Source organism: Paraburkholderia caledonica, assembly GCF_000383275.1.
Taxonomy (GTDB): Bacteria; Pseudomonadota; Gammaproteobacteria; order Burkholderiales; family Burkholderiaceae; genus Paraburkholderia; species Paraburkholderia caledonica.
This window is the reverse complement of the sequence record NZ_KB911036.1, coordinates 518,423-540,419: the sequence shown is the minus strand read 5'-3', so window position 1 is coordinate 540,419 and position 21,997 is coordinate 518,423. Positions and strand designations below refer to the sequence as shown.

Below are 21,997 nucleotides of genomic sequence, written 5' to 3'. Positions count from 1 at the left end.
GTGCACGATCCGGCCGGCACACGACAAGCGCTCATGACGCCGGCCGCGCGCGGCATATGAAAAGAACCGAAACGGACGGCTGCCCGCCCGCGCGCGGACAGCCAGCCGTCAGTCAGCTCTTCAACCCGCGCTTATTTCCACAGCGCGCAGCGGGTTTCCGACTTCGTCGTGAACGCCTGCTCGCCGGGAATCGTCGCGGTGATCTTGTAGTAGTCCCACGGCTCTTTCGATTCTCCCGGCGTCTTCACCTGCATCAGGTACATGTCGTGGATCATGCTGCCGTCCTGACGGATGTAGCCCTTTGCGTAGAAGTCGTCGATCTTGGTCTTTTTCAGTTGCGCCATGACCTTGTCGGCGTCCGTCGAACCGACTGCCTGCACGGCCTTCAGATAATTCATCGTCGCCGAGTAGTCGGCGGCTTGCAGACTCGACGGCATCTTGCGCATTTTGTCGAAGTAGCGCTGTGCCCACTTGCGCGTGTTCGCGTCCTTGTTCCAGTACCAGCTATCCGTCAGCACGAGGCCTTGCGTGGTTTCAAGACCGAGGCTATGCACGTCGTTGATAAACATCAGCAACGCAGCGAGCTTCATGCTCTTCGTGATGCCGAATTCTTTCGCGGCCTTGATAGAGTTGATCGTGTCGCCGCCCGCATTGGCGAGACCGAGAACCTGCGCCTTCGACGACTGCGCCTGCAACAGGAACGACGAGAAGTCCGACGCCGACAACGGATGGCGCACCGTGCCCAGCACCTGGCCGCCGCTCGCCTTCACGACGTCCGAGGTGTTCTTTTCGAGCGCCTTGCCGAATGCGTAGTCGGCGGTCAGGAAGTACCACGTCTTGCCGCCCTGCTTCACCACCGCGGAGCCCGTGCCCTTCGCGAGCGCCGTGGTGTCGTACGCATAGTGAATTGTGTACGGCGTGCATTGCTCGTTGGTCAGCGTGTCGGCGCCCGCCCCGATGCTGATGTACACCTTGTGCTTCTCGCCAGCGACGGTGTTCATCGAAAGACCCGTTGCAGAGTTCGTGCCGCCGACCAGTAGATCGAGACCTTCACGATCGAACCATTCGCGTGCACGCGAAGCGGCGATATCGGCCTTGTTCTGGTGATCCGCGTACAGCACCGTGATCGGCTTGCCGTTCACCTTGCCGCCGAAGTCCGCGACGGCCATGCGAATGGCTTCGAGGCCACCCTGACCGTCGATATCCGCATACAACCCCGACATATCCGTGATGAAGCCGATCTTTACCGCATCGTCAGCCGCTTGTGCGCTGCTCACGGTGATAGCGGCGCCGGCGGCGACCGCGAAACAAACTGAAGCAAGCCGCGCGAGTGGGTTCTTTTTCATTCCTGTCTCCTGGTTCATCGCTTGTGGTTATCAGAGGCAATTGGGCGCGCGCTGTCTATACGCCCAGTAGATCGTGCAGTGTCGGCATCTTGCTTTCGAGTTCACTTGCCCCGAAGTGCTCGACGATCGCACCGTGCTCCATCACATAGAAGCGGTCGGCAAGCGGCGCGGCAAAGCGGAAATTCTGTTCGACCATGACGATCGTGTAGCCGCGCGCCTTGAGCGTCACGATCATGCGCGCAAGCGCCTGCACGATGACAGGCGCCAGTCCTTCCGAGATTTCGTCGAGCAGAAGCAGACTCGCGCCGGTGCGCAAGATACGCGCGACCGCGAGCATCTGCTGTTCGCCGCCGGAGAGCCGCGTGCCCTGGCTCATGCGACGCTCCTGCAAGTTCGGGAACATCGAATAGATTTCTTCGAGCGACATCATGTGCGCCTTGTCGCCAACCGGCGGCGGCAGCAGCAGATTTTCTTCGCACGAGAGGGTCGAAAAAATCCCGCGCTCTTCGGGGCAATAGCCGATGCCGCAATGCGCGATGCGATGCGTGGGCAGGTTGATCGTTTCACGTCCGCCGATGCGGATCGAACCCGTGCGCCGTCCGGTCAGGCCCATGATCGCGCGCAATGTTGTGGTGCGCCCCGCGCCGTTGCGGCCAAGCAGCGTGACGACCTCGCCGCGGTCCACCGTCAGATCGACGCCGTGCAGAATATGGGACTCTCCGTACCACGCCTGCAGACCCGCGATCTCCAGCGCGGGCGCACCCGCCGCGGTGCCGCTCACTTCGAGGCTTTCGCGCTCGGCAATTGTATTCATGCGTGGGCTCCGGCGAGCGCCGCGTCGGCACTGCCCATATAGGCTTGCATCACGAGCGGATTCTTCGACACTTCTGCATAGCTGCCTTCGGCGAGCACTTCACCGCGTTGCAGAACAGTGATGGTGTCGGAGATGCCTGCGATCACATTCATGTTGTGTTCGACCATCAGGATCGTGCGACCGCTCGACACTTTTTTGATCAACGCCGTGACGCGGTCGACGTCTTCGTGACCCATGCCTTGCGTCGGTTCGTCGAGCAGCATCAGCTCAGGCTCCATCGCGAGCGTCGTGGCAATTTCCAGCGCGCGCTTGCGACCGTATGAGAGCTCGACGGTCAACACGTCGGCAAAATCAGTCAGGCCGACCTGCGTAAGCAGGTCCATTGCCCGGTCGTCGAGTTGGCGCAGCGTGCGCTCGCTCTTCCAGAAATGGAACGCGGTGCCGAGCGAGCGCTGCAAACCGATGCGCACATTCTGCAATGCCGTCAGATGCGGGAATACAGCGGAAATCTGAAAGGAGCGGATGATGCCGCGCCGCGCGATCTGCGCTGGCCGCTCATTCGTGATGTCCTCGCCGTTGAAGACAATCTGGCCCGCCGTCGGCTCGAGGAACTTGGTGAGCAGATTGAAGCACGTGGTCTTGCCTGCTCCGTTTGGACCAATCAGCGCATGGATCGAGCCACGGCGCACGCGCAGGTTCACGCCGTTCACGGCAATGAAGCCCTTGAACTCACGAGTGAGGCCGCGCGTTTCGAGAATCGTATCGCCGAGAATCATGTTCCCTTCCATACGGAGTAAGGCGAAGCACTACGATCTTACGCGCGAAACCCTGCGCGACTTTTTTGGACGGCGGCACCCCGTGCTCGCTCGTTGGCGTGGTGCACCAATCCGGACGGTAATCCATGGGGCAACACGCAGCATGGCTGCCATTGTCGCGCCAATGATGCAGCGCATTCATTGGGATTTGCACTTAGTGGATGACGCGTGTGAGCGATTGCGCACCGTAGTCTCCGACTGGAGACACGCAAAGCGTGCCGCCCTCGTCATCGCGCGTGTCACACAGCGGACATCGACACGGCCTGACCCGCATGCGCAGCAAGGCTGCCGGCCACGCGCGCACGGCGATCCTCGCGGATCATGTCGCTCGCGCGCTCGGCGATCATCAAGGTGGGCGAGTTTGTATTGCCCGATGTGATGGTAGGCATGACCGATGCGTCGACCACGCGCAGTCCGTCTACACCGATAACTCGTAGCCTGTTGTCGACGACCGCGCCGGGATCGTCGGTCGTGCCCATCCTGCATGTGCCGACCGGATGGAAGATCGTCGTGCCGACCAGTCCTGCTGCACGCTGCAGTTCTTCCTCGGTTTGATATTCGATGCCCGGCAATATTTCCCGCGGCTGATAACGGGCCAATGCCGGTGCCGCCGCAATGCGACGCGTGAGACGCAACGCGTTTGACGCGACATGGCGGTCGTAGTCGGTGGATAGATAGTTCGGCGCGATCAGCGGCGGTGCAGCGGCGTCTGTCGATTCAATATGAATGCTGCCGCGCGAAGTGGGCCTCAACTGACACACCGACGCCGTAAATGCATTGAACCGATGCAGCGGTTCGCCGAAGCGATCCAGCGAAAGAGGTTGTACGTGATATTCGAGGTCCGGACGCGTGAGCGAACGATCGTCGGGGTCCGACTTTGCGAATGCACCGAGTTGCGACGGCGACATCGACATCGGGCCGCTTTGAAAAAGCGCGTACTGCACGCCGATCATGAGCTTGCCCCACCAATGCGCGGATGCGGTATTGAGTGTGCGGACACCGTCGACCTGATAAGCCATGCGCAATTGCAAATGGTCCTGAAGATTTTCGCCGACGCCGCGCAGGTCGTTGACTACGTCGATACCAAGGTTCTGCAACCGCGCACCGTTACCAATGCCGGAGAGTTCCAGCAATTGTGGCGAGTTGACGGCGCCCGAACTCAGGATCACTTCGCAGCGGGCTTTGGCAAAGTACTCTGTTTCGTTGCCGCGATATTCGACGCCCGTGCAGCGGCGTCCGTCGAATACCACGCGCTGTGTGTGTGCGCCGGTGATGACGGTGAGATTGTTGCGCTTCATTGCGGGGCGCAAAAATGCTTTAGAAGCGTTCCAGCGAATACCTCGCTTCTGATTGACGTCGAAGTAACCGACGCCCGTGTTGTCGCCGCGATTGAAGTCGTCGGTGGCAGGAATGCCGGTCTCTTGCGCGGCCTTCGAAAACTCTTCGAGAATCTTCCATTTGAGGCGTTGCTTCTCAACGCGCCACGGTCCCCCGGCGCCATGCGATTCGCTCTCGCCCGAGTGGTGATCTTCGCTGCGTTTGAAAACCGGCAGCACGGAATTCCACGACCATGATGCGTCGTTCGTGACGCGCGCCCACTCGTCATAATCTTCGCGCTGGCCGCGCATATAGATCATTCCGTTGATCGACGAACTGCCGCCCAGGACGCGGCCGCGCGGATACGAAAGCGCGCGGCCGTTCAGGCCCGGTTCCGCCTGCGTTTTATAGAGCCAGTCAGTACGCGGGTTGCCGATGCAGTACAGATAGCCGACCGGCACGTGAATCCAGTGATAGTCGTCTTTGCCGCCCGCTTCGAGCAACAACACCTGCACATCCGGATCTTCGGTCAGGCGATTGGCGAGCACGCAGCCCGCCGTCCCAGCGCCGACGATGATGTAGTCGAATTCGCCTTCAAGACGCCGCCCGGAAGACGCGGCTTGCGCGTTGCTCATTGTTCCGTCTCCTAATCATTTTTCCCGGCCTATGTAGGACCGGTTTTTATCGATGCCTTCGGCGCGACAGGATCGCCGCCGCCGAAGGTCAACATCTCCAACTACTTTGCAACCGGCATGGTGAACTCAGCACCCTTCGCGATACTGTCAGGCCAGCGCTGCATGATGCTCTTATAGCGTGTGTAGAACCGCACGCCTTCCTCGCCGTATGCGTGGTGATCGCCGAATAATGACTTCTTCCACCCGCCGAACGAATGCCACGCCATCGGCACGGGAATCGGCACATTGATGCCGACCATGCCGATCTGAATCTGCCGCGAAAAGGCGCGCGCAATGCCGCCATCCGAGGTGAAGAGCGAGACGCCGTTGGCAAAGTCGTTGGCGTTGATCAATTCCACCGCAGACGCAAAGTCCGGCACGCGTACCACGCATAACACTGGTCCGAAAATCTCCTCGCGATAGATCTTCATATCAGTCGATACATCGTCGAACAGCGTACCGCCGAGAAAGAAGCCTTTCTCGTGACCGTCCACTCGATGACCGCGGCCATCGACCACGAGCTTCGCGCCCTCCGCGATGCCCGCTTCGATATAGCCGACCACTTTCTCACGATGCACGGCGGTCACCAACGGTCCCATTTCGGCGGCCGATTCCATACCGTTCATGATCTTCAGGCTTTCTACGCGAGGCGTGAGCCGCTCGATCAGTTCATCGGCGATATGTCCCACCGCAACGGCGACGGAAATCGCCATGCAGCGCTCGCCCGCCGATCCGTATGCAGCACCGATCAGAGCGTCGACGGCCTGGTCGAGATCGGCATCCGGCATGACGACGAGGTGATTCTTGGCGCCGCCCAATGCCTGCACGCGCTTGCCGTGCTTCGTGCCTTCCGTGTGGATGTACTCGGCGATCGGCGTGGAGCCGACAAACGAAACAGCGCTTACGTCGGGATGCACGAGCAGCGCATCGACCGCAACCTTATCGCCGTGCACGACGTTGAACACGCCGTCCGGCAAGCCGGCCTCCTTGAGTAATTCCGCGAGACGGTTCGACGCCGACGGATCGCGCTCCGAAGGCTTCAGCACGAACGTGTTGCCGCAAGCTATCGCGACCGGGAACATCCAGCACGGCACCATCATCGGAAAATTGAATGGCGTAATGCCGACGACTACACCGAGCGGTTGACGCAGGTTCCAGTTGTCAATGCCACCGCCGATCTGGTCCGTGAAGTCCGTCTTCAACAGATTCGGAATACCGCATGCGAACTCGACCACTTCAATGCCGCGCATCACCTCGCCCTTCGCGTCGGAGAACACCTTGCCGTGTTCGCGCGTGATCAGTTCCGCGAGTTCGTCGTGATGGCGGTCCAGCAATTCCTTGAACTTGAACAGCACCCGTGCCCGCTTGATCGGCGCGGTCTCGCTCCAGGCGGGAAACGCGGCGTAAGCGGCGGCCACAGCGGCATCAACTTCAGCGACGCTTGCGAGCGGCACACGTGCCGCGACGTCGCCCAGTGCGGGATTGAAGACGTCGCCGAAACGGCCGCTCGTTCCGTCAATCGCCTTGCCGTTGATGAAGTGGGTTAGCGCGCGTGTGCCGGCGTCCGCGCGGACGCCTTCTTCCTGATATGTCTCGCTCATGTTCTGTCCTCTCGGTGGTAGGCCATTCACAGATGGCTGCTGAGACTCTTCCGCCAAGACGCTGGCGTGCTCAAACGCCAGCGTAAGGCGCTTCGCCCCGCGAAATCCAATGAGTAATGCTCAACTGGACCATAAGCGGCGTTAATATCAGTGGATGGATCTGACTCTGCTACGCGCGTTCGTCACGGTTGCACGCGAGGGCAACCTCACGCGTGCTGCGGTGCAACTGCATTTGACCCAGCCGGCCGTTAGCCTGCAAATCAAGCATTTGCAGGAGACGCTGGGCGTGACGCTGTTCACGCGGACCTCGCATGGACTCTCGTTGACCCGTGACGGCCAGGCGCTTCTGCCGCACGCCGAGCGTGCGCTGGCCGCGGCGGGCGACGTGCAACGAGCGGCGCAATCGCTGCGCCAGGAAGTGCGCGGACGCTTGCGCATCGGCACGATTCTCGATCCCGAATTTCTGCGCCTCGGGGGTTTCCTCAAGCAACTGGTGGAGACGTGGCCGCACATCGAAACTGCTTTGCGGCACGGCATGTCGGGCTGGGTGCTCGATCAGGTCCGCGCAGGCGAACTGGACGTCGGCTACTACATTGGCGTGCCTTCCGAAGACGATGCGCGCGATGGGCCCGCCTTCCACACATTGACGCTCACACGGTTCCAGTACCGCGTGCTCGCGCCCGCCGGCTGGAGAGACCGCGTGAAAGGCGCGCGCGACTGGCGCTCGCTCGCCGCCTTTCCGTGGATCTGGACGCCGCCCGCTTCCGCACACAACCGCTTGCTGTCCCGCGCTTTTGGGGAGGCCGGCGTGAAACCGGTGAAGGTCGCGGAGGTGGATCAGGAGCCGTCGATGCTGGATCTCGTCAAATCCGGCGTGGGCCTGACGCTCGCGCGCGATGCGATTGCGATCGCCGAGGCTCACGCGCACGCGTTGACCATCGTCGAAGGCATTACCGTGCCCACGCAACTGAGCTTCATCACGCTCGACGAACGTAAGGACGAGCCGGCGATAGCCGCCGCGCTCAAGCTCATCGAACAGCAATGGACCGGCTGAACGCTTTGCGGCTGCGATATGAGCGGTCCTCATGACAGCGTTCGCGTGAATTCCACCGGATCATGGCGGGCTTAAACCGCGGCGTCATGCAGTTTTTGTTAGATTGACGGTTCTCTCACGCGCGCACGCCGTTGGCACCCGCCCTCACCCCTTTCGTTCCAACCGACTCTGTCCTTCCCGGCGGCTTGGCGCCGCTCACAGCACAAGCCGCCGACCACTCAATTCTTCGACAGGAGCCTGACATGGCACGCAACATCGAAATAAAAGCCCGCGCGCAACATTTCGAGCAACTGCGCGAACGCGCGGCGCAGCTCGCGCCGGACACGCCTTTAATCTTCCGCCAGCAGGATTTTTTCTACGACGTGCCGCGCGGGCGCCTTAAGCTGCGCCAGTTCGACGACGGCACGCCCGCCGAACTGATCTTCTATCAGCGTGACGACCGCGACGGGCCCAAGGCGTCGTATTACACGCGCAGTCCTGTGACGAACCCCGAAGCCATGCACGCGCTGCTTGCCACTGCGCTGACAACGCGCGGCATCGTGACCAAGGAGCGGCACGTGTATCTGGCAGGGCGCACGCGCATTCATCTGGATCGCGTCGACGGTCTCGGCGATTTCGTGGAACTCGAAGTGGTGCTCGCCCAAGACGACAATGAAGAAGACGGTCAGGCCGAAGCGCACGCAATGTTCGCGAGCCTCGGCGTTCCGGAATCGGATCTGGTTGCGGTCGCCTACGTCGATTTGCTGAGCCCGGACAGCGCGCCGACGCAAGTCGCATAAACCGCGCGCGCGGCCACCGTGCGTGCGTCAGGCGGCGGCCGTTCCCGGCGACAGATGGCCAAGCGGCAATGGCCCGTTGCGCTTGAACGTGGTGAGTACGATGTTCGAGCGCACGCTGTCGACGCCCGGCACGCGCATCAGCTTCTTCATCACGAAGGTGGACAGGTAGTTCAGGTCGGGCGCGACGATACGCAGCAGATAGTCGGCGTCGCCTACCACCGCATGGCATTCCAGCACTTCGGGCAAGGTGTCGATCTGCTGCTGGAATTGCTCGATGATCGAATCGCCATGATGCTTGAGCTTCAGGCTCGTAAAAGCCGTCACGCCAAGGCCCAGTTTCTCGGGCCGCAACACCACCCGATAACCGTCCACCACACCGATCTGTTCCAGCCGCTGCAATCGCCGTCCGATTTGCGACGGCGACAGCGGCACCTGTTCTGCCAGTTGCTGATGCGTTGCGCGCCCGAAGCGCTGCAGTACGTCGAGGAGTGCAAGATCGAAGTGATCGAGTTCTAGCATGTAGGGAATTTCATCGACTGTATTACCGCGTGTTAAAGAATTCGTCGTATTGAAAGGGCTTTGCAGGCGACGCGGGGCTCAAACCTTCAGTTCTACAGGCTATTCTTAAGGCGCACGTAAGAATCCCACGCTTGCTGCGCAAACGCGTCCAAACCATCACGCGTGAGCGTGTTCTGACGCTGTACAATCAGGAGCGCATACGGCTTGGAGAGCGCGCTTGCCTCCTTGCACAGAACGAGTTCGTCTCCGCTCGAAGGTGAGCGGGCGCGCCAGAAGTTGATCGCCGCTTCCAGTTCGTGAATGCTTATCTCGGACATGGCTTCGATTACCGGTGTGCGCCAGCAGGCTGCTCGACGACTGCTTCGTGGCCGGTTACGCCAGTTGGGCACAGCCACACCACACGCGGTCCGTGTAGCAGATCTGTGTAGCAGGCGCCCCGGCGAACCGCTTGCCCAAACGCCTAAACCCATTGTACTTGAGCGAAATCCATGCGACTCCTTCTGATCGAAGATGACCGTCCCATCGCGCGCGGCATCCAAAGCAGTCTCGAACAAGCCGGCTTCACCGTCGACATGGTCCACGACGGCATTTTCGCCGAACAGGCCCTCACGCAAAACCGGCACGAACTGGTGATTCTCGACCTCGGCTTGCCGGGCATCGACGGTATGACGCTGCTTTCGCGCTTCCGTCAGAGCAATCGCCACACTCCGGTGATCATCCTCACCGCGCGTGACGAGCTGAACGACCGTGTGCAAGGCCTGAATTCCGGTGCCGACGACTACATGCTGAAGCCGTTCGAGCCCACCGAACTCGAAGCGCGTATTCGCGCGGTAATGCGCCGTAGCGGCCCGCACGGCGACATGCCGCGTCCGGAAGTGTCGCTGGGCGGCGTGCGTTTATCGGGCGTCGATCGCCGCATTTTCAACGACGACAAGCCGCTCGAACTGTCGCCGCGCGAATTCGCCGTGCTCGAAATGCTGCTGCTGCGCCACGGCCGCGTGGTCAGCAAGGCGCAACTACAAGATCACCTCACGCATTTCGGCGGCGATCTCGGCGACACCGCAATCGAGGTCTATGTGCACCGTGTGCGCAAAAAGCTCGAGAACTGCCGTGTCGAAATCGTCACGGTGCGCGGCTTCGGTTATCTGTTGCAGGAAATCCGCCAGGCCGCATAATCGTCGTGAAGGCCGCAATCCGATTGCGGCCCGACGGCGCCGGGCCGGCGCAGCGCACTGCTTGCGCGATTCGCCGGCATCCGGCGAAACTTCACGGCGCGTTGCGCCTGCACTCTTCCCGCGCGTTCGATCATGCCCCAGCCGGCCGCCAATAGTCTGCGCCGCACGCTGCTGCGGCGCCTCGCTGCTCCTCTTTCGCTGCTCGCGCTCATGAGCGGCCTGATCGCCTACTGGCTCGCGTGGCAGTACACGCAGCACGTGGTCGACCGCTCGCTCGCCGACCTCGCGACCGCGATCTCCAAGCAGATCCAGATTGCGGGCCCCGAAGCGCCGATCACCGTGCCGCCGCTCGCGCAGGCCATGTTCTCGGATCCGGTCGAGCATCTCGTCTACCGGATCAGCAATGGCGAAACCGAAATCGCGGGCGATAAGAGCCTTCCACTGCAAGGCACGAGCGTTCGGCGCATGCATTACGCGTATGTGTTCGAAACCCAGCACCAGGGCGTCACCGTCCGCGTCGCGCAAGTGCGGGTCGATCAGCCGGTCGGCAATCCGATCGTCGTCGAAGTCGGGCAGCCGGTGCACCACCGTTTTCGTATCGCGGCCGAATTCCTCGTCGCCATCATGATGCCGCTGCTGTTGCTGCTGCTCGCCGGTTGGGTGATCGTCTGGCGAGTGGTCAATCAGCAGCTCAATCCCCTAACCGATCTCGCAGACTCGCTGAACCGGCAAACTCACACGTCGCTAGAACCGGTGGACGAAACCTATGTGCCCGTCGAAATCCGGCCGCTGACTGGCGCTGTGAACGCGCTGCTTGACCGGCTGAAAACCGCGCTCGACGGCCAACGCAAATTTATCGCCGATGCCGCGCATCAGTTGCGCACGCCGCTCACCGCCGTCAAGTTGCATGCGGAGCAGGCGGCCACTGCGCGCGATCCTCGGCAAACGCTCGCAGCGGTGCGCGAACTGCGTGCGGCGGCCGACCGCGCGGTGCGTCTGTCGAATCAGCTGCTGTCTCTTGCGCGCGCGGAGCCGGCCGAGCAGGCTGCACGTTTTGTGAACGTGGATATGGCCGCGCTCGCGTTCGATACCGGCGCGGAATGGGTGCCTCGCGCTTTGACTTCGCACATCGACTTGGGTTTTCAACGGCTCGACGACCCGACCAACGACCATCCGTTGATCGCGCGCGGCAATCCGGTTCTGCTTCACGAAGTAATCGCGAATCTGCTGGATAACGCACTGAAGTATGTGCCGCCGTCGCGCTTCGATGGAGGGCGCATCACGGTCACGGTCTCGCAGACTGTGATCGACGACGTCCGCATGGCCGAAATCGTCGTCGAAGACAACGGCGCGGGCGTGCCTCACACGCAGCAAGCCGATCTCTTCAAGCGGTTCTTCCGCGGCGACGGTCAGAGCGATAACGGTGTGGACGGCGGCGCCGGTCTCGGCCTCGCGATCGTTCACGACATCATGGCGTTACATCACGGCAGCGTGCATTACGAAGACGCATCGGAAGGCGGAGCGCGTTTCATCGTGCGTATTCCGCTCGTGCATGCCGCCGTTCCGGCTGGCCAGAAAGACGACGTGCAGCGCCACGAAAAAAAACCGGCGCATTCAGCGCCGGTCGATATGTAGCTGTGTGTCTGCTGAACGGGTTGCCTCGCCGTCATTCGCATGACGAACGGAGCAACTCGGGCGCTACTTCTTCTTGGCCTTCTTCGCCACCTTCGTTGATTTAGCCGATTTAGCAGACTTGGCCGTTTTGGCCGCACCCTTCTCTTTCTCGGGCGGTGCGAGCATCGTGCCGCGGCATTTGCGCGAGCCGCAACGGCATTCGTATTCCTTCTTGAGCTTCTTGGTCTGACGCGCGTCGATTACGAGGCCGTAGTCGTAGAAAATCTCCTCGCCCTCGGCGATGTCGCGCAGTGCGTGCACATACACGTGACCGTCGATCTCTTCGGCTTCGCAGTTCGGCGCGCACGAGTGGTTGATCCAGCGCGCGCTGTTGCCGTTCACCTTGCCGTCGATCACCTTGCCGCTGTCGAGCGCGAAGTAGAACGTGTGGTTCGGTTCGTCAGGATTATGCGGATGACGGCGCAACGCTTCTTTCCAGGAAATCCGCTCGCCCTTGTATTCGATTAGCCGCTCACCGGCCGCAATCGGTTCGAGCGCAAACACGCCTTTGCCGTGCACACCTGAACGACGCACGGCGATCCTGCGTGAACTCATTGAATGAATCCTTGTGAAGAACTGGGGATGAAGTCCGGCAGCCGTCGGAAAACGCCCGCGTCTGACGCGCTGATTTTTTCTGGCGCTGATAGCAAACGCGGCGCCCTGCGAGCGCCGCGTCGACTTGCGACGCTCATGCGCCACATCCGGCATCCTACACGCTGAAGACGGCTTCGTTCAACCGTCAAAAACGTGTGGCCGCGTCATGCCCTCGTTATCCGCTCGTTATGCCCTCGTATCGCCCGCGTTGTGCCCACGTCATGGCGATGTGCGGCTTCATCTTTGTCCGAACGAAATCTCGCCAAACAGCGCCTTTTGCTCGCGCGGTTGCGAACGCCAGTACTGCGGAGGCGCTTCAACCGTCGCCCCAAGTTGTGCCGCGGCGTGCCACGGCCAGCGCGGGTTATACAGCAGCGCACGGGCCAGTGCGATCAGATCGGCGTCGCCCTCTTCGATCAGTTGCTCGGCATGAAGCGGATCTGTGATGAGTCCGACGCCAATGGTCGTAAGGCCCGTCGCTTTTTTGACGGCCTTCGCGAACGGAATCTGATAGCCGGGTTCAAGCGGGATCTTCTGCAATGGCGACACGCCTCCGGACGACACGTCGATCCAGTCGCAGCCGCGCTTTTTCAACTCCTGCGCAAACGCGATCGTGTCTTCGAGCGACCAGCCGCCTTCGACCCAATCCGTCGCGGACACGCGCACGCCAACTGGTTTGTCGGCGGGAAACGATGCGCGCACGATGTCGAAGATTTCAAGCGGAAAGCGCATGCGGTTTTCGAGCGAACCGCCGTAGTCGTCGTCACGTTGGTTCGCGAGCGGCGACAGAAACTGATGCAACAGGTAGCCGTGAGCGGCATGCACTTCCAGTGCGTCGATACCGAGGCGCGCCGCGCGGCGGGCCGATGCCGCGAAGGCTTCACGAATGCGGTTAAGCCCCGGCGTGTCGAGCGCCAGCGGCGGCTCCTCGCCAGCCTTGTGCGGCAATGCCGAAGGTGCGTGCGGCAACCAGCCGCCTTGCGATACGGGAATCAACTGACCGCCTTCCCACGGCGCCTGGCTCGAAGCCTTGCGCCCCGCATGCGAGAGCTGCATCGTCACGTTGATATGCGAATGCTTGCGAATCGCGGCGAGCACCGGCTTGAGCGCAGCTTCAGTGGCGTCGTCCCATAAACCGAGATCCGCCGGCGTAATGCGGCCGTCCGGCTCGACGGCCGTCGCTTCGATGCACAACATGCCGGCACCGGATAACGCAAGACTGCCAAGGTGGATCATGTGCCACGCGGTAGCCTCGCCGCGTTCGGCGGAATACTGGCACATCGGCGACACGACGATGCGATTCGGAAGCGTCACGCTACGCAGCGTGAGTGGAGAAAATAGCGCGCTCATGGATCACCGCCCAGTTAAAACCCGAGAGCGAACGAGCATAGCACCGCAGGTCGTTTGCTGCAGGCAGCGAGGTGTCGATAAGAGTCGGCGTTGCGACTGCCGATCGTGTTCAGGCGGTCAGACAAACGGGACGCTCGAGCCACCGCTTGGACCTGTCAACGCGGCGCCAGCTTCAGTCCCGAGATCCGCTCCCGCTCAGGGCTTGCGTTCCACCTGATCCAGCCATTCGCCGAACATGCGGCAAGCGGCGGCTTCCAGAGCCGGACCGAATTGCGCAGTCTCCGCGCGCAACTGGCGTGCGTCGATTCCATGGCCGACGAGCTCACCGGCGTTGCCGATCAGCCAGGGCTCGAAGCGGTCAGCGCGAATCTCGGGATGACATTGCAACGCGAGCACATGGTCGCCCCATGCAAACGCCTGGTTTTCGCACGCGCTCGTGGATGCAAGACGCGTGGCGTTGGCGGGCAGATCGAAGGTATCGCCATGCCAATGCAGCATGGATGTCTGCGCGCCATCGAGATGACGCACCGGCGATGCGCGCCCGGCATCGGTCAGCGTGAGCGGTTCCCAGCCCAGTTCGACATGACCCGCGGGATAGACCCGCGCCCCAAGCGCACGCGCGATCAATTGCGCGCCGAGACAGATGCCGAGTGTAGGCAGCCCTGCCTCGATGCGTTTTTCGATCATCGAGAGCAGCGGCACGAGGGAGGGATAAAGCGCGTCGTCGGTGGCGCTGATCGGGCCACCGAGCACCACCATCAACGATGGCGAGACGGGATTCGGCGCTTCAATGCGCGCAAAGCCGACGTCGAGATAACGGACGGGACGTCCACGCTCGCCGAGCACCAGTTCGAGACTGCCCAGATCTTCGAAGTACACGTGGCGAATGGCCAGAACTTCCTGATTCATCAGCCTCTCACTTCGCGGTTGACTGGAGACCTGCCGCTACGCGGCGCCGAACGGCTGGGCGGGCGGCGAAGGCCGCCTGCCGGAACCGGCTTTGCAGTGTAGCGGATTGTCAGGAAAGCAGCCGCCTTATTGGGCGAAGATCTTCCAGGTCTTCTTCTGCGTAGCGGCGTCAGCGGTTTCATGCACCGCGCAATCGAGACGCAGGTCCGTGTCCGCCATGTTCAGATCGAGAAGCGCGCAGTGATGCGGCGTCTTCTTCGGATTCTTGCTGGGCTCGAAATGCGTGCAGCTCAGGCACATGCGGTGGGGCGGAATGTGGCCCTGCGCTTCCAGTTGATGAACCGTCTTGAGCAGCGTGCGGTAGAACATGGCTTGCTCGTCGTCGCGCAAGGTGCCGACTGCTTTGGCTAGAAAGTCCGGCCATTGCGCAGCGCGCTTGGCGGCTGTGCGGCCACGAGCGGTCAGGCGGACGGCGAGCGCGCGGCCGTCGTCGAGTGCGCGGCGCTTTTCGACAAGCCCCTTGGTTTCAAGCGTGCTGACGGCGTCGCTCGTGGTAGCGGCGGTCAACGCCGTTTCACGCGCGATTTCTCCGAGCCGCATCGGGCCCTTCCGCTGCATCAACAGAACCAGGATTTCGCCCTGCGTGGGTGTAAGACCCGCGCCCTCCGCCCACTCCCAAGCCTGGCTTCGCATGGCCGTGCTCAGTCGCAAGAGACTGTGGGTGACTCGCCCGGTTGCCTGTTCTCCGTATACGCCTTCGCTCATAATCTTCGATTCGTTTATTTACAGCTTTTGTGCGGTGCCGGACTTATTCGCCGGGAACGCCCGTAGCCTGTGTGGGGTAGCCCCGCCCAAAACAGGACGAGACGGATTCGACTATCTCAAAAATTCACCGCCTTGCAAGCCAAAGCAGTTAAGACGACATTCTATGCGAGAGCGGCGAATCGTACAGCTAAGTTATCCCATGCAAGTTGTGGATAACCATGGGACAACATGGGGGAATACATGTGCGCCGATTCTTGATAAGCGTCTGCTGCAAGTTTACCGGTCTTAAGTTGTCCTCGTTTACCGCCGCCCGCGCACTGCTCAACGGCCTACTTATGGTTTACGCAGCGCCTTGACTTTGCAGGGAATTATTCAGTTGTCCACAGCCCGTGGCAATGCTTGTTAACTACTACTACGTATGTATACGTACAAATTCGAAAAACCTTAAGGGCCCCGAACTGGAAAATTTAATTACGAAAAAAAACCCGCCGTCGGCGGGTTTCTTACGTTTGAATACGAAGCGCGCCCCGCGCCTCGTTATGCCCGCCACTTCAGACACTGCTGGCGAACCGCCTCATGCAGCGACTTTTCTTCTTCGACCACGCCTCTGAGCCACGTTGCGTCGTTGACCTGGCCGCGTGCAATCGTGCCGATCTCGGCCAGTGCGTGGCCCGAGGCCAACGCCTCGCCGTGCGGTGCGATCAGATCGAGCGTTTCGAGAATGTCTTCGGCAATCGTCTTGCGTTCGCCGGTTTGCGGATTGATGCAAGTGCCCGCAAGTCCGAAGCGGCATGCCTCGAAACGGTTGAACGTGTAGACGAGGTAATCGTCTTCGTGCGGAGTGATCGGCTTGTCGAGCAACAGATGGCGTGCGAGCGTCTGGATGTAGCACGCAATTGCCGCCGCGCGATCCACCGACAGCGGCGTATCCATCACGCGTACTTCGATGGTGCCGAAGCCGGGCTTCGGCCGGATGTCCCAGTAGAAATCTTTCATGCTGTTGACGACGCCGGTATGGACCATCTTCGAGAAGTATTCCTCGAAACTGTCCCATGTCAGCACGAACGGCGCGCGGCCCGAGAGCGGAAAAGCGAACACGGAATTCAGGCGTGCCGAATGAAAGCCGGTGTCCACGCCCTGCACGAACGGCGACGATGCCGACAACGCAATGAAGTGCGGGATGAAGCGTGACATGGAATGCAGAAGGAACAGCGCGCTGTCCGGATCGGGGCAGCCAATGTGCACGTGCTGGCCGAACACCGTGAACTGCTTGGCCAGATAGCCGTACAGCTCCGAAAGATATTGAAAACGCGGCGTATCCACGATCTGCCGCTCGCTCCATTGCTGGAAAGCGTGCGTGCCGCCGCCGCATAGGCCGACGTTCAGATGATCGGCCGCCGAAACGAGCGTATCGCGGATCTTGCGCAGATCGGCGAGCGCCTGTTCGTGCGTCGTGCAAATGCCGGTGGACAGCTCGATCATGCTCTCGGTGATTTCCGGCGTGATGTTGCCGGGGATCTTCTGATCCTTGACGAGGCGCAGCAGATCCGAGCCGGCTTTGGTCAGATCATAGTCATGCGTATTGACGATCTGCATCTCGAGTTCGACACCGAAAGTAAACGGCTTCGAATCGATGAAGGGTTCGAGTGACATAGCGTCCCCTGAGTGAGGTCGGCCGGGCAGTTGTCAGGCGCCCAGCCGTTTATTTGAGCGAATATGTGGATTAATGCGCGGCCGAAAGCGCGAAACGCTTATTCTTCGCGCCGTTCGGCGACCAGCGCGAGGCTGCGATACACGAGCCATGGCCCGAGAATTTGCAGCACGACGATCGAACACATGACAATCGCCCGGAGTTGCGGATCGAAGTTCGGATAAAGGTTGTACGTGTCGTCGACCAGCAAATAGGCCAGTGCCGACATCGGCGACAACGACAGACCGAGCGCCATGCCCTGCTTCCAGTTCAGACCGCTCGGCTTCGCAAAGGCGAGCACGCCGACAAGTTTCGCGACAAGACGCGCAACAATCAGGCCCAGCGCGGCAACACCGCCGAGCGCAATGTCTTTCCACTCGAACGACGTGAGCGTCAGCACGAACAGAATCACGGTGAGAAGCCACCCTGCGGTGCCGAAATGCTGAGGCCACAATTGCGGCCGCGCCTCCAGATTTTTCACAATAATGCCGGCGGCAAGCAGCGCGAGAATCGTCGACAGCTTGAACAGATGCGCGACCGCAATCGCGAGCAGCACGAGTCCGAACAGCGCGACGAACGAATGCTCGTCCTGCATGTTCATCCGGCGATAAAAGAACGTACAGGTGCGCGCGAGCAGATACGCGAGCACCAGCGAGCCGGCAAGCAGATAAAGCGGCTGAAGGATTGTCGCAAAGACGTTGCCGTAGGCTTCCTGATGCAACCAGCTCGATACCAGTTTTTCGATTACCACCGCATACATGCTGTTCAACGCAGTGAGCGTCAGCAAACGCTGCGTGACCTGACCTTCCGCGCGGAGCTCGGTCTTGAGCTGGATCACCATTGCAGGCGACGTCGCCATGGCGATTGCGGCGAGCACGGTCGCCACCATTAACGGCACGTTCAGGAACAGCAGCACCGGCAAAACCAGTGCGAAAGTCAGTGTCGCTTCGGCGACGCTCGACATGACGAGCCACGGGTTACGGCGGATCCAGCGCAAATCGAGCCGGCTTCCCAGTTCGAACAGCAGCAAGCCGAGCGCGACATCGAGCAACGGTCGCGCGGCCTTGGCCGATTCTGCGTCGATCACACCGGATCCCGCCGCGCCGGCAATCAGACCGATGACCGCATAGCCGGAAATACGCGGCAAACGCCACGCGCGATAACAGAGTTCGCCGCATAAACCCGCGGCAAGCAATGCGAGCCCCGCCCAGAAAATGGCGTCGGGTGCGAGCGGCCAGGCGGGGAAAAATGAAAACGCCGAATTCATCGTTATGGGTTCTCCTTTGCAGCAACGGCAGATGACACGAACCGGCGCAAACCGGCGCGAACACCGGCAAGCGGGTGCGCGCACAAGGCGCTCACTTTCGCAAACGATTCGCGTGATCCGCGTTGCGAGTTTTCAACGAGCAGATGATTCGAACGCGCCGCAGTCGCAGGGAGCCGGCGCATTCAGGGGTGCGGCCGTAGCAACCAGCACGGCACGGTGAAAGAACGCCGTCGACGTTGAATCAGAGTCTGATTGAACGGCACCGTTCCGTTGCTGCGGGTACTGCGAGAGCAGGCACCACGCGGAAAAGAACGGCGATTGTGCCATAGCTTTTTCAGCTTTAACCGAAAAGACGCCAACATGCAGGCAAAACGGTAAAAACATACTTTATCTTGCCGACGTGTGGAAAAAGCGACCGTTTTTCCCGCTCCTTTGGACTCATCGCCGGCGGTGTTGCGACGCTTGCCGACGAAGTTTGCGCCGTCGGCATGTGTTTTTCAGGACAGTGATTAGACAGAGTCGCACACCGCGCCGGGAGGGTTTGATGCGGGCGTCAACGCGTGAATCAGCTCGGGCCTTGCTGTTTACGTGTTTACTGTATGTATACGTAGTAACAGTTAACAAGCTGCACTGGATTCTGTGGATAACCGATGTTTACCGAAGTAAATCAGCGTCTTGCAAAGTTCATAACGGCAAGCACAGCGTGTGCGATGGCAGCGCGTATACGAGGGTAACTTTTCGCGGATTTCGACGGCGGTCGAGTTACCCCGTTTACATCCACAACGGTTCCACACGAGTTGCGCAGGTAAACAATGCGGTTATCCACAATTTGCGGTGGATAACCGGCCGCACTCAGACACGACCATTAACTGGCGATGCTTCCCTGCCGCAACGCCCGCAACAGAAAGCGTGCGGGGTCGATGTCTTCAGCGAGATCGCGCTCCAGCGGCCAAGGCTCGCTTTCTATCTGCGAGGCGATCAGTTCCGCGCCGAGCGCCGCCCACACGAGACCACGCGAGCCATAGGCGAACGCGCTGTAAAGGCCTTCCATCCGTGGCAAATCGAGCGGCCATGCGCCGCGCAAACGCTCGGCGTCGCGCGTGGCGAGCGCTTCATCGGCGACGTTGCCGATCATCGGCATGCGGTCGCTCGTCACGCAGCGAAATGCGACTCGGCCGGCGAGCGCTGCTGGATCGGCATTCGCGGCAACATCTGCGAACGCGGGCATCATCTGCGCAACGCGCTCGATATTTTCCAGATGACCGCCGGGCCGAAGCGACGTATCGGTGTCGTCGAGTTCATACGTGGCGCCCGTCAGCGTGACGCCGTCGGGTAGCGGTATCGCGTAGCCGTCGCCGATCACCGGCAACCCGAGCGAGGGCGCCGAGCCCGCGGGCAGCAAAGTGAGTTGCCCGCGTATGCTGCGAGTCGGCGCATGCTGCAACCCGGCGATGCGAGCCGCATCGTGTGCCCCGGCGACGATGACAACCGGCGCGCGCACCAGCTCTTTACCGCTGGTATCGAACACGCTCCACTGGTTGCCCAAACGCTCGACGCGTCCGACATCTACTCCAAAGCGCCGTTCGAGCAGATCGCCCGCCGCGGCACACTGCGCGGCACAAAGCGATGCCGGGTCGATCCAGCCGCCGTGGGGAAACAGCCAGCCGCCCCGCGCGAGCGGCACGCCGGCGAGCTTTTGCGCATCCGCGGCGGAGACCGGCGTGACGAATTCCGGCGGGTAGCGCAACGCCGCGATGGCTTCGCTCATGGAGTGCGCTTCGTCGTCGTTCTCGGCGATCTGCATCAGGCCCGGCGCGCCGCGTGACGGCGCGTAACCGAGCCGTTCGAGCGCCGCCCAGCGCCTGAGCGCATACAGGAAGCCGGCGCGTGTGACGCGCGAAGCGACGCTGTCGTCGCGCGAAATCATCGGATGGAACACGCCGGCCGGATTGCCCGACGCGTCCTGCGCAACCGACGCGTGCCGTTCCAGCGACGTCACGCGCCAGCCGCGAGCGGCGAGCCGCTCGATCACCGAGCATCCCGCCAGACCGGCACCGATCACGACCGCATGCCGCTCGCCGGGCGCGAGTGGTCCGACCGGCGACGGCGGTTCATGACGGCGAACGCGCCATCGCGGCGCGAAGTGGCCGGCCAGCATTGCCCGCTTCCAGCCGAAGCCTTCGACCTTGCGATACTCGAACCCGCACTGGGTTAGCGCGCGCTTGATGTCGCCGGCGCTGCTGTATGTCGAGAAAGTCGCGCCCTCGCCCGCGACCCGCGCCAGCGACTTGAAGACGGCGGGCGTCCACAGTTCGGGGTTTTTCGCCGGCGCGAAGCCGTCCAGGTAGAACGCGTCGGCGCGCAAGCGCAGGGTCTGCAAGCTTTGCTGAGCATCGCCGAAGACTAGTGTGAGGACTACGCGTCCATCTTCGAACTCGATTCGATGCGTGCCTGGCACGAGCATCGGCCATTCGTCAGCGAGCGATTGCGCGAGCGCCGCTATCGCCGGATCGCCGATGGTCGCGGCGTACGCCCGACGCAGATCGGCGAGCGTGAACGGATGTTTTTCGGTGGATACGAAATGGAGTCGCTCGCAACGCGACGGATCTGCGCGCCACGCAGCCCACGTCACCAGGAAGTTGATGCCCATGCCAAAGCCCGTTTCCAGCACGGTGAAAATGCGCCGCCCGTGCCAGCGTTCGGGCAGCGCATTTCCGCGTAGAAACACATGGTCGGCCTGCTCCAGACCGCCGACGGCGCTGTGATAGATATCGTCGTAGAGGGGCGAAAACGGTGTGCCGTTGTCCCGGAACGAGAGGACGGCGGGGATTAGCGGATCGGTCATGCGTGACGCAAAGTGACGCCCGCGACGAGCGGGTCGAACGTTACCGCCGGCGCGCGGCTCGCCGGGCGGCGAAGAAGACGCGCTGAGCGTTGGCAAAAACCAACGTCAAAGCCCCGTCCGTGCTGGGTTTCGGCGCTCGCGGCGTGCTCAGATACGCAAAAAGTACCGTTTCCTTGCTGTATCTGTTCTAAAACCGCGTAATTCTTCGAAACCCTTGTCCTGATTGGGTTTGCGCTGCGCTATCATAGCAAGCGCCGCGAGAGGAGCGGCAGCACGGCCGACGGACACTTGCTGTCCGGCGCTTTCGATCCGGAGGGGCTCCGGAGCCGTAGCTGCTTAACGGCGTGGCGCGCGCACGTATAATCGGCGCGTTCGCGCTGTTCGTGTCAACCTAAACTCAGAAAGGAACCTTAATGAACAAACAGGAACTGATCGACGCCGTCGCAGGACAGACGGGCGCCAGCAAGGCTCAAACCGGTGAAACGCTGGACACGTTGCTTGAAGTGATCAAGAAGTCTGTGTCGAAGGGTGACGCGGTCCAGTTGATCGGCTTCGGCAGCTTTGGTTCGGGCAAGCGCGCAGCGCGTACGGGTCGCAATCCGAAGACGGGCGAAACCATCAAGATTCCGGCCGCAAAGACCGTCAAGTTCACGGCTGGCAAGGCGTTCAAAGACGCAGTCAACAAGCGCTAAGCAGATTACTGCCAGGCAGTTGACACCCGCCAACGGCGGGTTTTTTTCGCCTGCGCTCCGCCCGTGAAGGTTGCGCGAGACGGGCGCGGTGCTGCGCCGCGGCCCGGATCTCGGCTT

The 21,997-nt window shown here is 61.4% G+C and carries 19 protein-coding genes; 5 read left to right on the top strand and 14 right to left on the bottom strand.

Features of this window, described 5'->3' with window-relative positions; translation table 11 throughout:
* Positions 1-131: 131 nt before the first annotated feature.
* From H281_RS0112300 to H281_RS0112280, 5 genes are all read right to left on the bottom strand, one after another.
* Positions 132-1,346, bottom strand: a complete 1,215-nt coding sequence (locus tag H281_RS0112300) for an ABC transporter substrate-binding protein (protein ID WP_020067409.1) — start codon at positions 1,344-1,346, stop codon at positions 132-134.
* A gap of 55 nt (positions 1,347-1,401) precedes the next feature.
* A complete protein-coding gene (locus H281_RS0112295; RefSeq protein WP_020067408.1) occupies positions 1,402-2,160 on the bottom strand; it encodes an ABC transporter ATP-binding protein in 759 nt (252 codons plus the stop codon).
* Positions 2,157-2,936: an ABC transporter ATP-binding protein gene (locus H281_RS0112290; RefSeq protein ID WP_020067407.1), complete on the bottom strand. Its 780-nt coding sequence runs from the start codon at positions 2,934-2,936 to the stop codon at positions 2,157-2,159. The genes H281_RS0112295 and H281_RS0112290 overlap by 4 nt, the downstream gene beginning before the upstream one ends.
* Positions 2,937-3,214: 278 nt before the next feature.
* Positions 3,215-4,927, bottom strand: coding sequence for a GMC family oxidoreductase (locus H281_RS0112285; protein ID WP_020067406.1), 1,713 nt, complete (start codon positions 4,925-4,927; stop codon positions 3,215-3,217).
* A gap of 101 nt (positions 4,928-5,028) precedes the next feature.
* Positions 5,029-6,567 (bottom strand): CoA-acylating methylmalonate-semialdehyde dehydrogenase, encoded by a 1,539-nt coding sequence (locus H281_RS0112280; protein WP_020067405.1) that lies wholly within the window; start codon positions 6,565-6,567, stop codon positions 5,029-5,031.
* Between the two features lie 154 nt (positions 6,568-6,721).
* On the opposite strand from H281_RS0112280, the gene H281_RS0112275 reads away from it, so the two are divergent.
* Positions 6,722-7,621 carry a LysR family transcriptional regulator gene (locus H281_RS0112275; RefSeq protein WP_020067404.1) on the top strand — a complete coding sequence of 300 codons (900 nt, stop codon included), beginning with the start codon at positions 6,722-6,724 and terminating at the stop codon, positions 7,619-7,621.
* Positions 7,622-7,863: 242 nt separating this feature from the next.
* Positions 7,864-8,400, top strand: coding sequence for a class IV adenylate cyclase (locus tag H281_RS0112270; RefSeq protein WP_020067403.1), 537 nt, complete (start codon positions 7,864-7,866; stop codon positions 8,398-8,400).
* A 27-nt stretch (positions 8,401-8,427) separates the two neighbouring features.
* On the opposite strand, the gene H281_RS0112265 is transcribed toward H281_RS0112270, so the two are convergent.
* Together H281_RS0112265 and H281_RS0112260 are read right to left on the bottom strand one after the other, a co-directional pair.
* Complete coding sequence (locus H281_RS0112265; RefSeq protein WP_020067402.1) at positions 8,428-8,919, bottom strand: Lrp/AsnC family transcriptional regulator; 492 nt, start codon at positions 8,917-8,919, stop codon at positions 8,428-8,430.
* Between the two features lie 92 nt (positions 8,920-9,011).
* The gene (locus H281_RS0112260; RefSeq protein WP_020067401.1) at positions 9,012-9,236 is read right to left on the bottom strand and encodes a DUF3717 domain-containing protein; all 225 of its coding nucleotides are present in this window, start codon (positions 9,234-9,236) and stop codon (positions 9,012-9,014) included.
* A gap of 171 nt (positions 9,237-9,407) precedes the next feature.
* Between H281_RS0112260 and H281_RS0112255 the strand changes: the two genes are divergently transcribed.
* Both H281_RS0112255 and H281_RS0112245 read left to right on the top strand, forming a co-directional pair.
* Positions 9,408-10,094: a response regulator gene (locus tag H281_RS0112255; protein WP_013590077.1), complete on the top strand. Its 687-nt coding sequence runs from the start codon at positions 9,408-9,410 to the stop codon at positions 10,092-10,094.
* Between the two features lie 132 nt (positions 10,095-10,226).
* Positions 10,227-11,729: a sensor histidine kinase gene (locus H281_RS0112245; protein WP_020067400.1), complete on the top strand. Its 1,503-nt coding sequence runs from the start codon at positions 10,227-10,229 to the stop codon at positions 11,727-11,729.
* A 63-nt stretch (positions 11,730-11,792) separates the two neighbouring features.
* Here the strand turns inward: H281_RS0112245 and H281_RS0112240 are convergent, their stop codons facing one another.
* The 7 genes from H281_RS0112240 to mnmC form a co-directional block, all read right to left on the bottom strand.
* On the bottom strand, positions 11,793-12,323 hold the full coding sequence (locus tag H281_RS0112240) for an SET domain-containing protein (RefSeq protein ID WP_027804522.1): 531 nt from the start codon (positions 12,321-12,323) through the stop codon (positions 11,793-11,795).
* 276 nt (positions 12,324-12,599) lie between these two features.
* Entirely contained in the window at positions 12,600-13,712 is a 1,113-nt protein-coding gene (locus H281_RS0112235) for an NADH:flavin oxidoreductase/NADH oxidase (protein WP_020067398.1), read from the bottom strand.
* A 195-nt stretch (positions 13,713-13,907) separates the two neighbouring features.
* Entirely contained in the window at positions 13,908-14,621 is a 714-nt protein-coding gene (locus H281_RS0112230; protein WP_020067397.1) for a glutamine amidotransferase, read from the bottom strand.
* A 126-nt stretch (positions 14,622-14,747) separates the two neighbouring features.
* Complete coding sequence (locus H281_RS0112225; RefSeq protein ID WP_027776893.1) at positions 14,748-15,386, bottom strand: MarR family winged helix-turn-helix transcriptional regulator; 639 nt, start codon at positions 15,384-15,386, stop codon at positions 14,748-14,750.
* 537 nt (positions 15,387-15,923) lie between these two features.
* Complete coding sequence (locus H281_RS0112220) at positions 15,924-17,039, bottom strand: YbdK family carboxylate-amine ligase (protein ID WP_020067395.1); 1,116 nt, start codon at positions 17,037-17,039, stop codon at positions 15,924-15,926.
* Between the two features lie 98 nt (positions 17,040-17,137).
* Positions 17,138-18,343 carry a cation:proton antiporter gene (locus H281_RS0112215; protein ID WP_020067394.1) on the bottom strand — a complete coding sequence of 402 codons (1,206 nt, stop codon included), beginning with the start codon at positions 18,341-18,343 and terminating at the stop codon, positions 17,138-17,140.
* A gap of 865 nt (positions 18,344-19,208) precedes the next feature.
* Positions 19,209-21,188, bottom strand: coding sequence for a bifunctional tRNA (5-methylaminomethyl-2-thiouridine)(34)-methyltransferase MnmD/FAD-dependent 5-carboxymethylaminomethyl-2-thiouridine(34) oxidoreductase MnmC (mnmC, locus tag H281_RS0112205; RefSeq protein ID WP_020067392.1), 1,980 nt, complete (start codon positions 21,186-21,188; stop codon positions 19,209-19,211).
* A gap of 413 nt (positions 21,189-21,601) precedes the next feature.
* Here mnmC and H281_RS0112200 point away from each other — a divergent pair, with 413 nt between their 5' ends.
* Positions 21,602-21,880 carry an HU family DNA-binding protein gene (locus H281_RS0112200; RefSeq protein ID WP_006050811.1) on the top strand — a complete coding sequence of 93 codons (279 nt, stop codon included), beginning with the start codon at positions 21,602-21,604 and terminating at the stop codon, positions 21,878-21,880.
* Positions 21,881-21,997 lie beyond the last annotated feature (117 nt).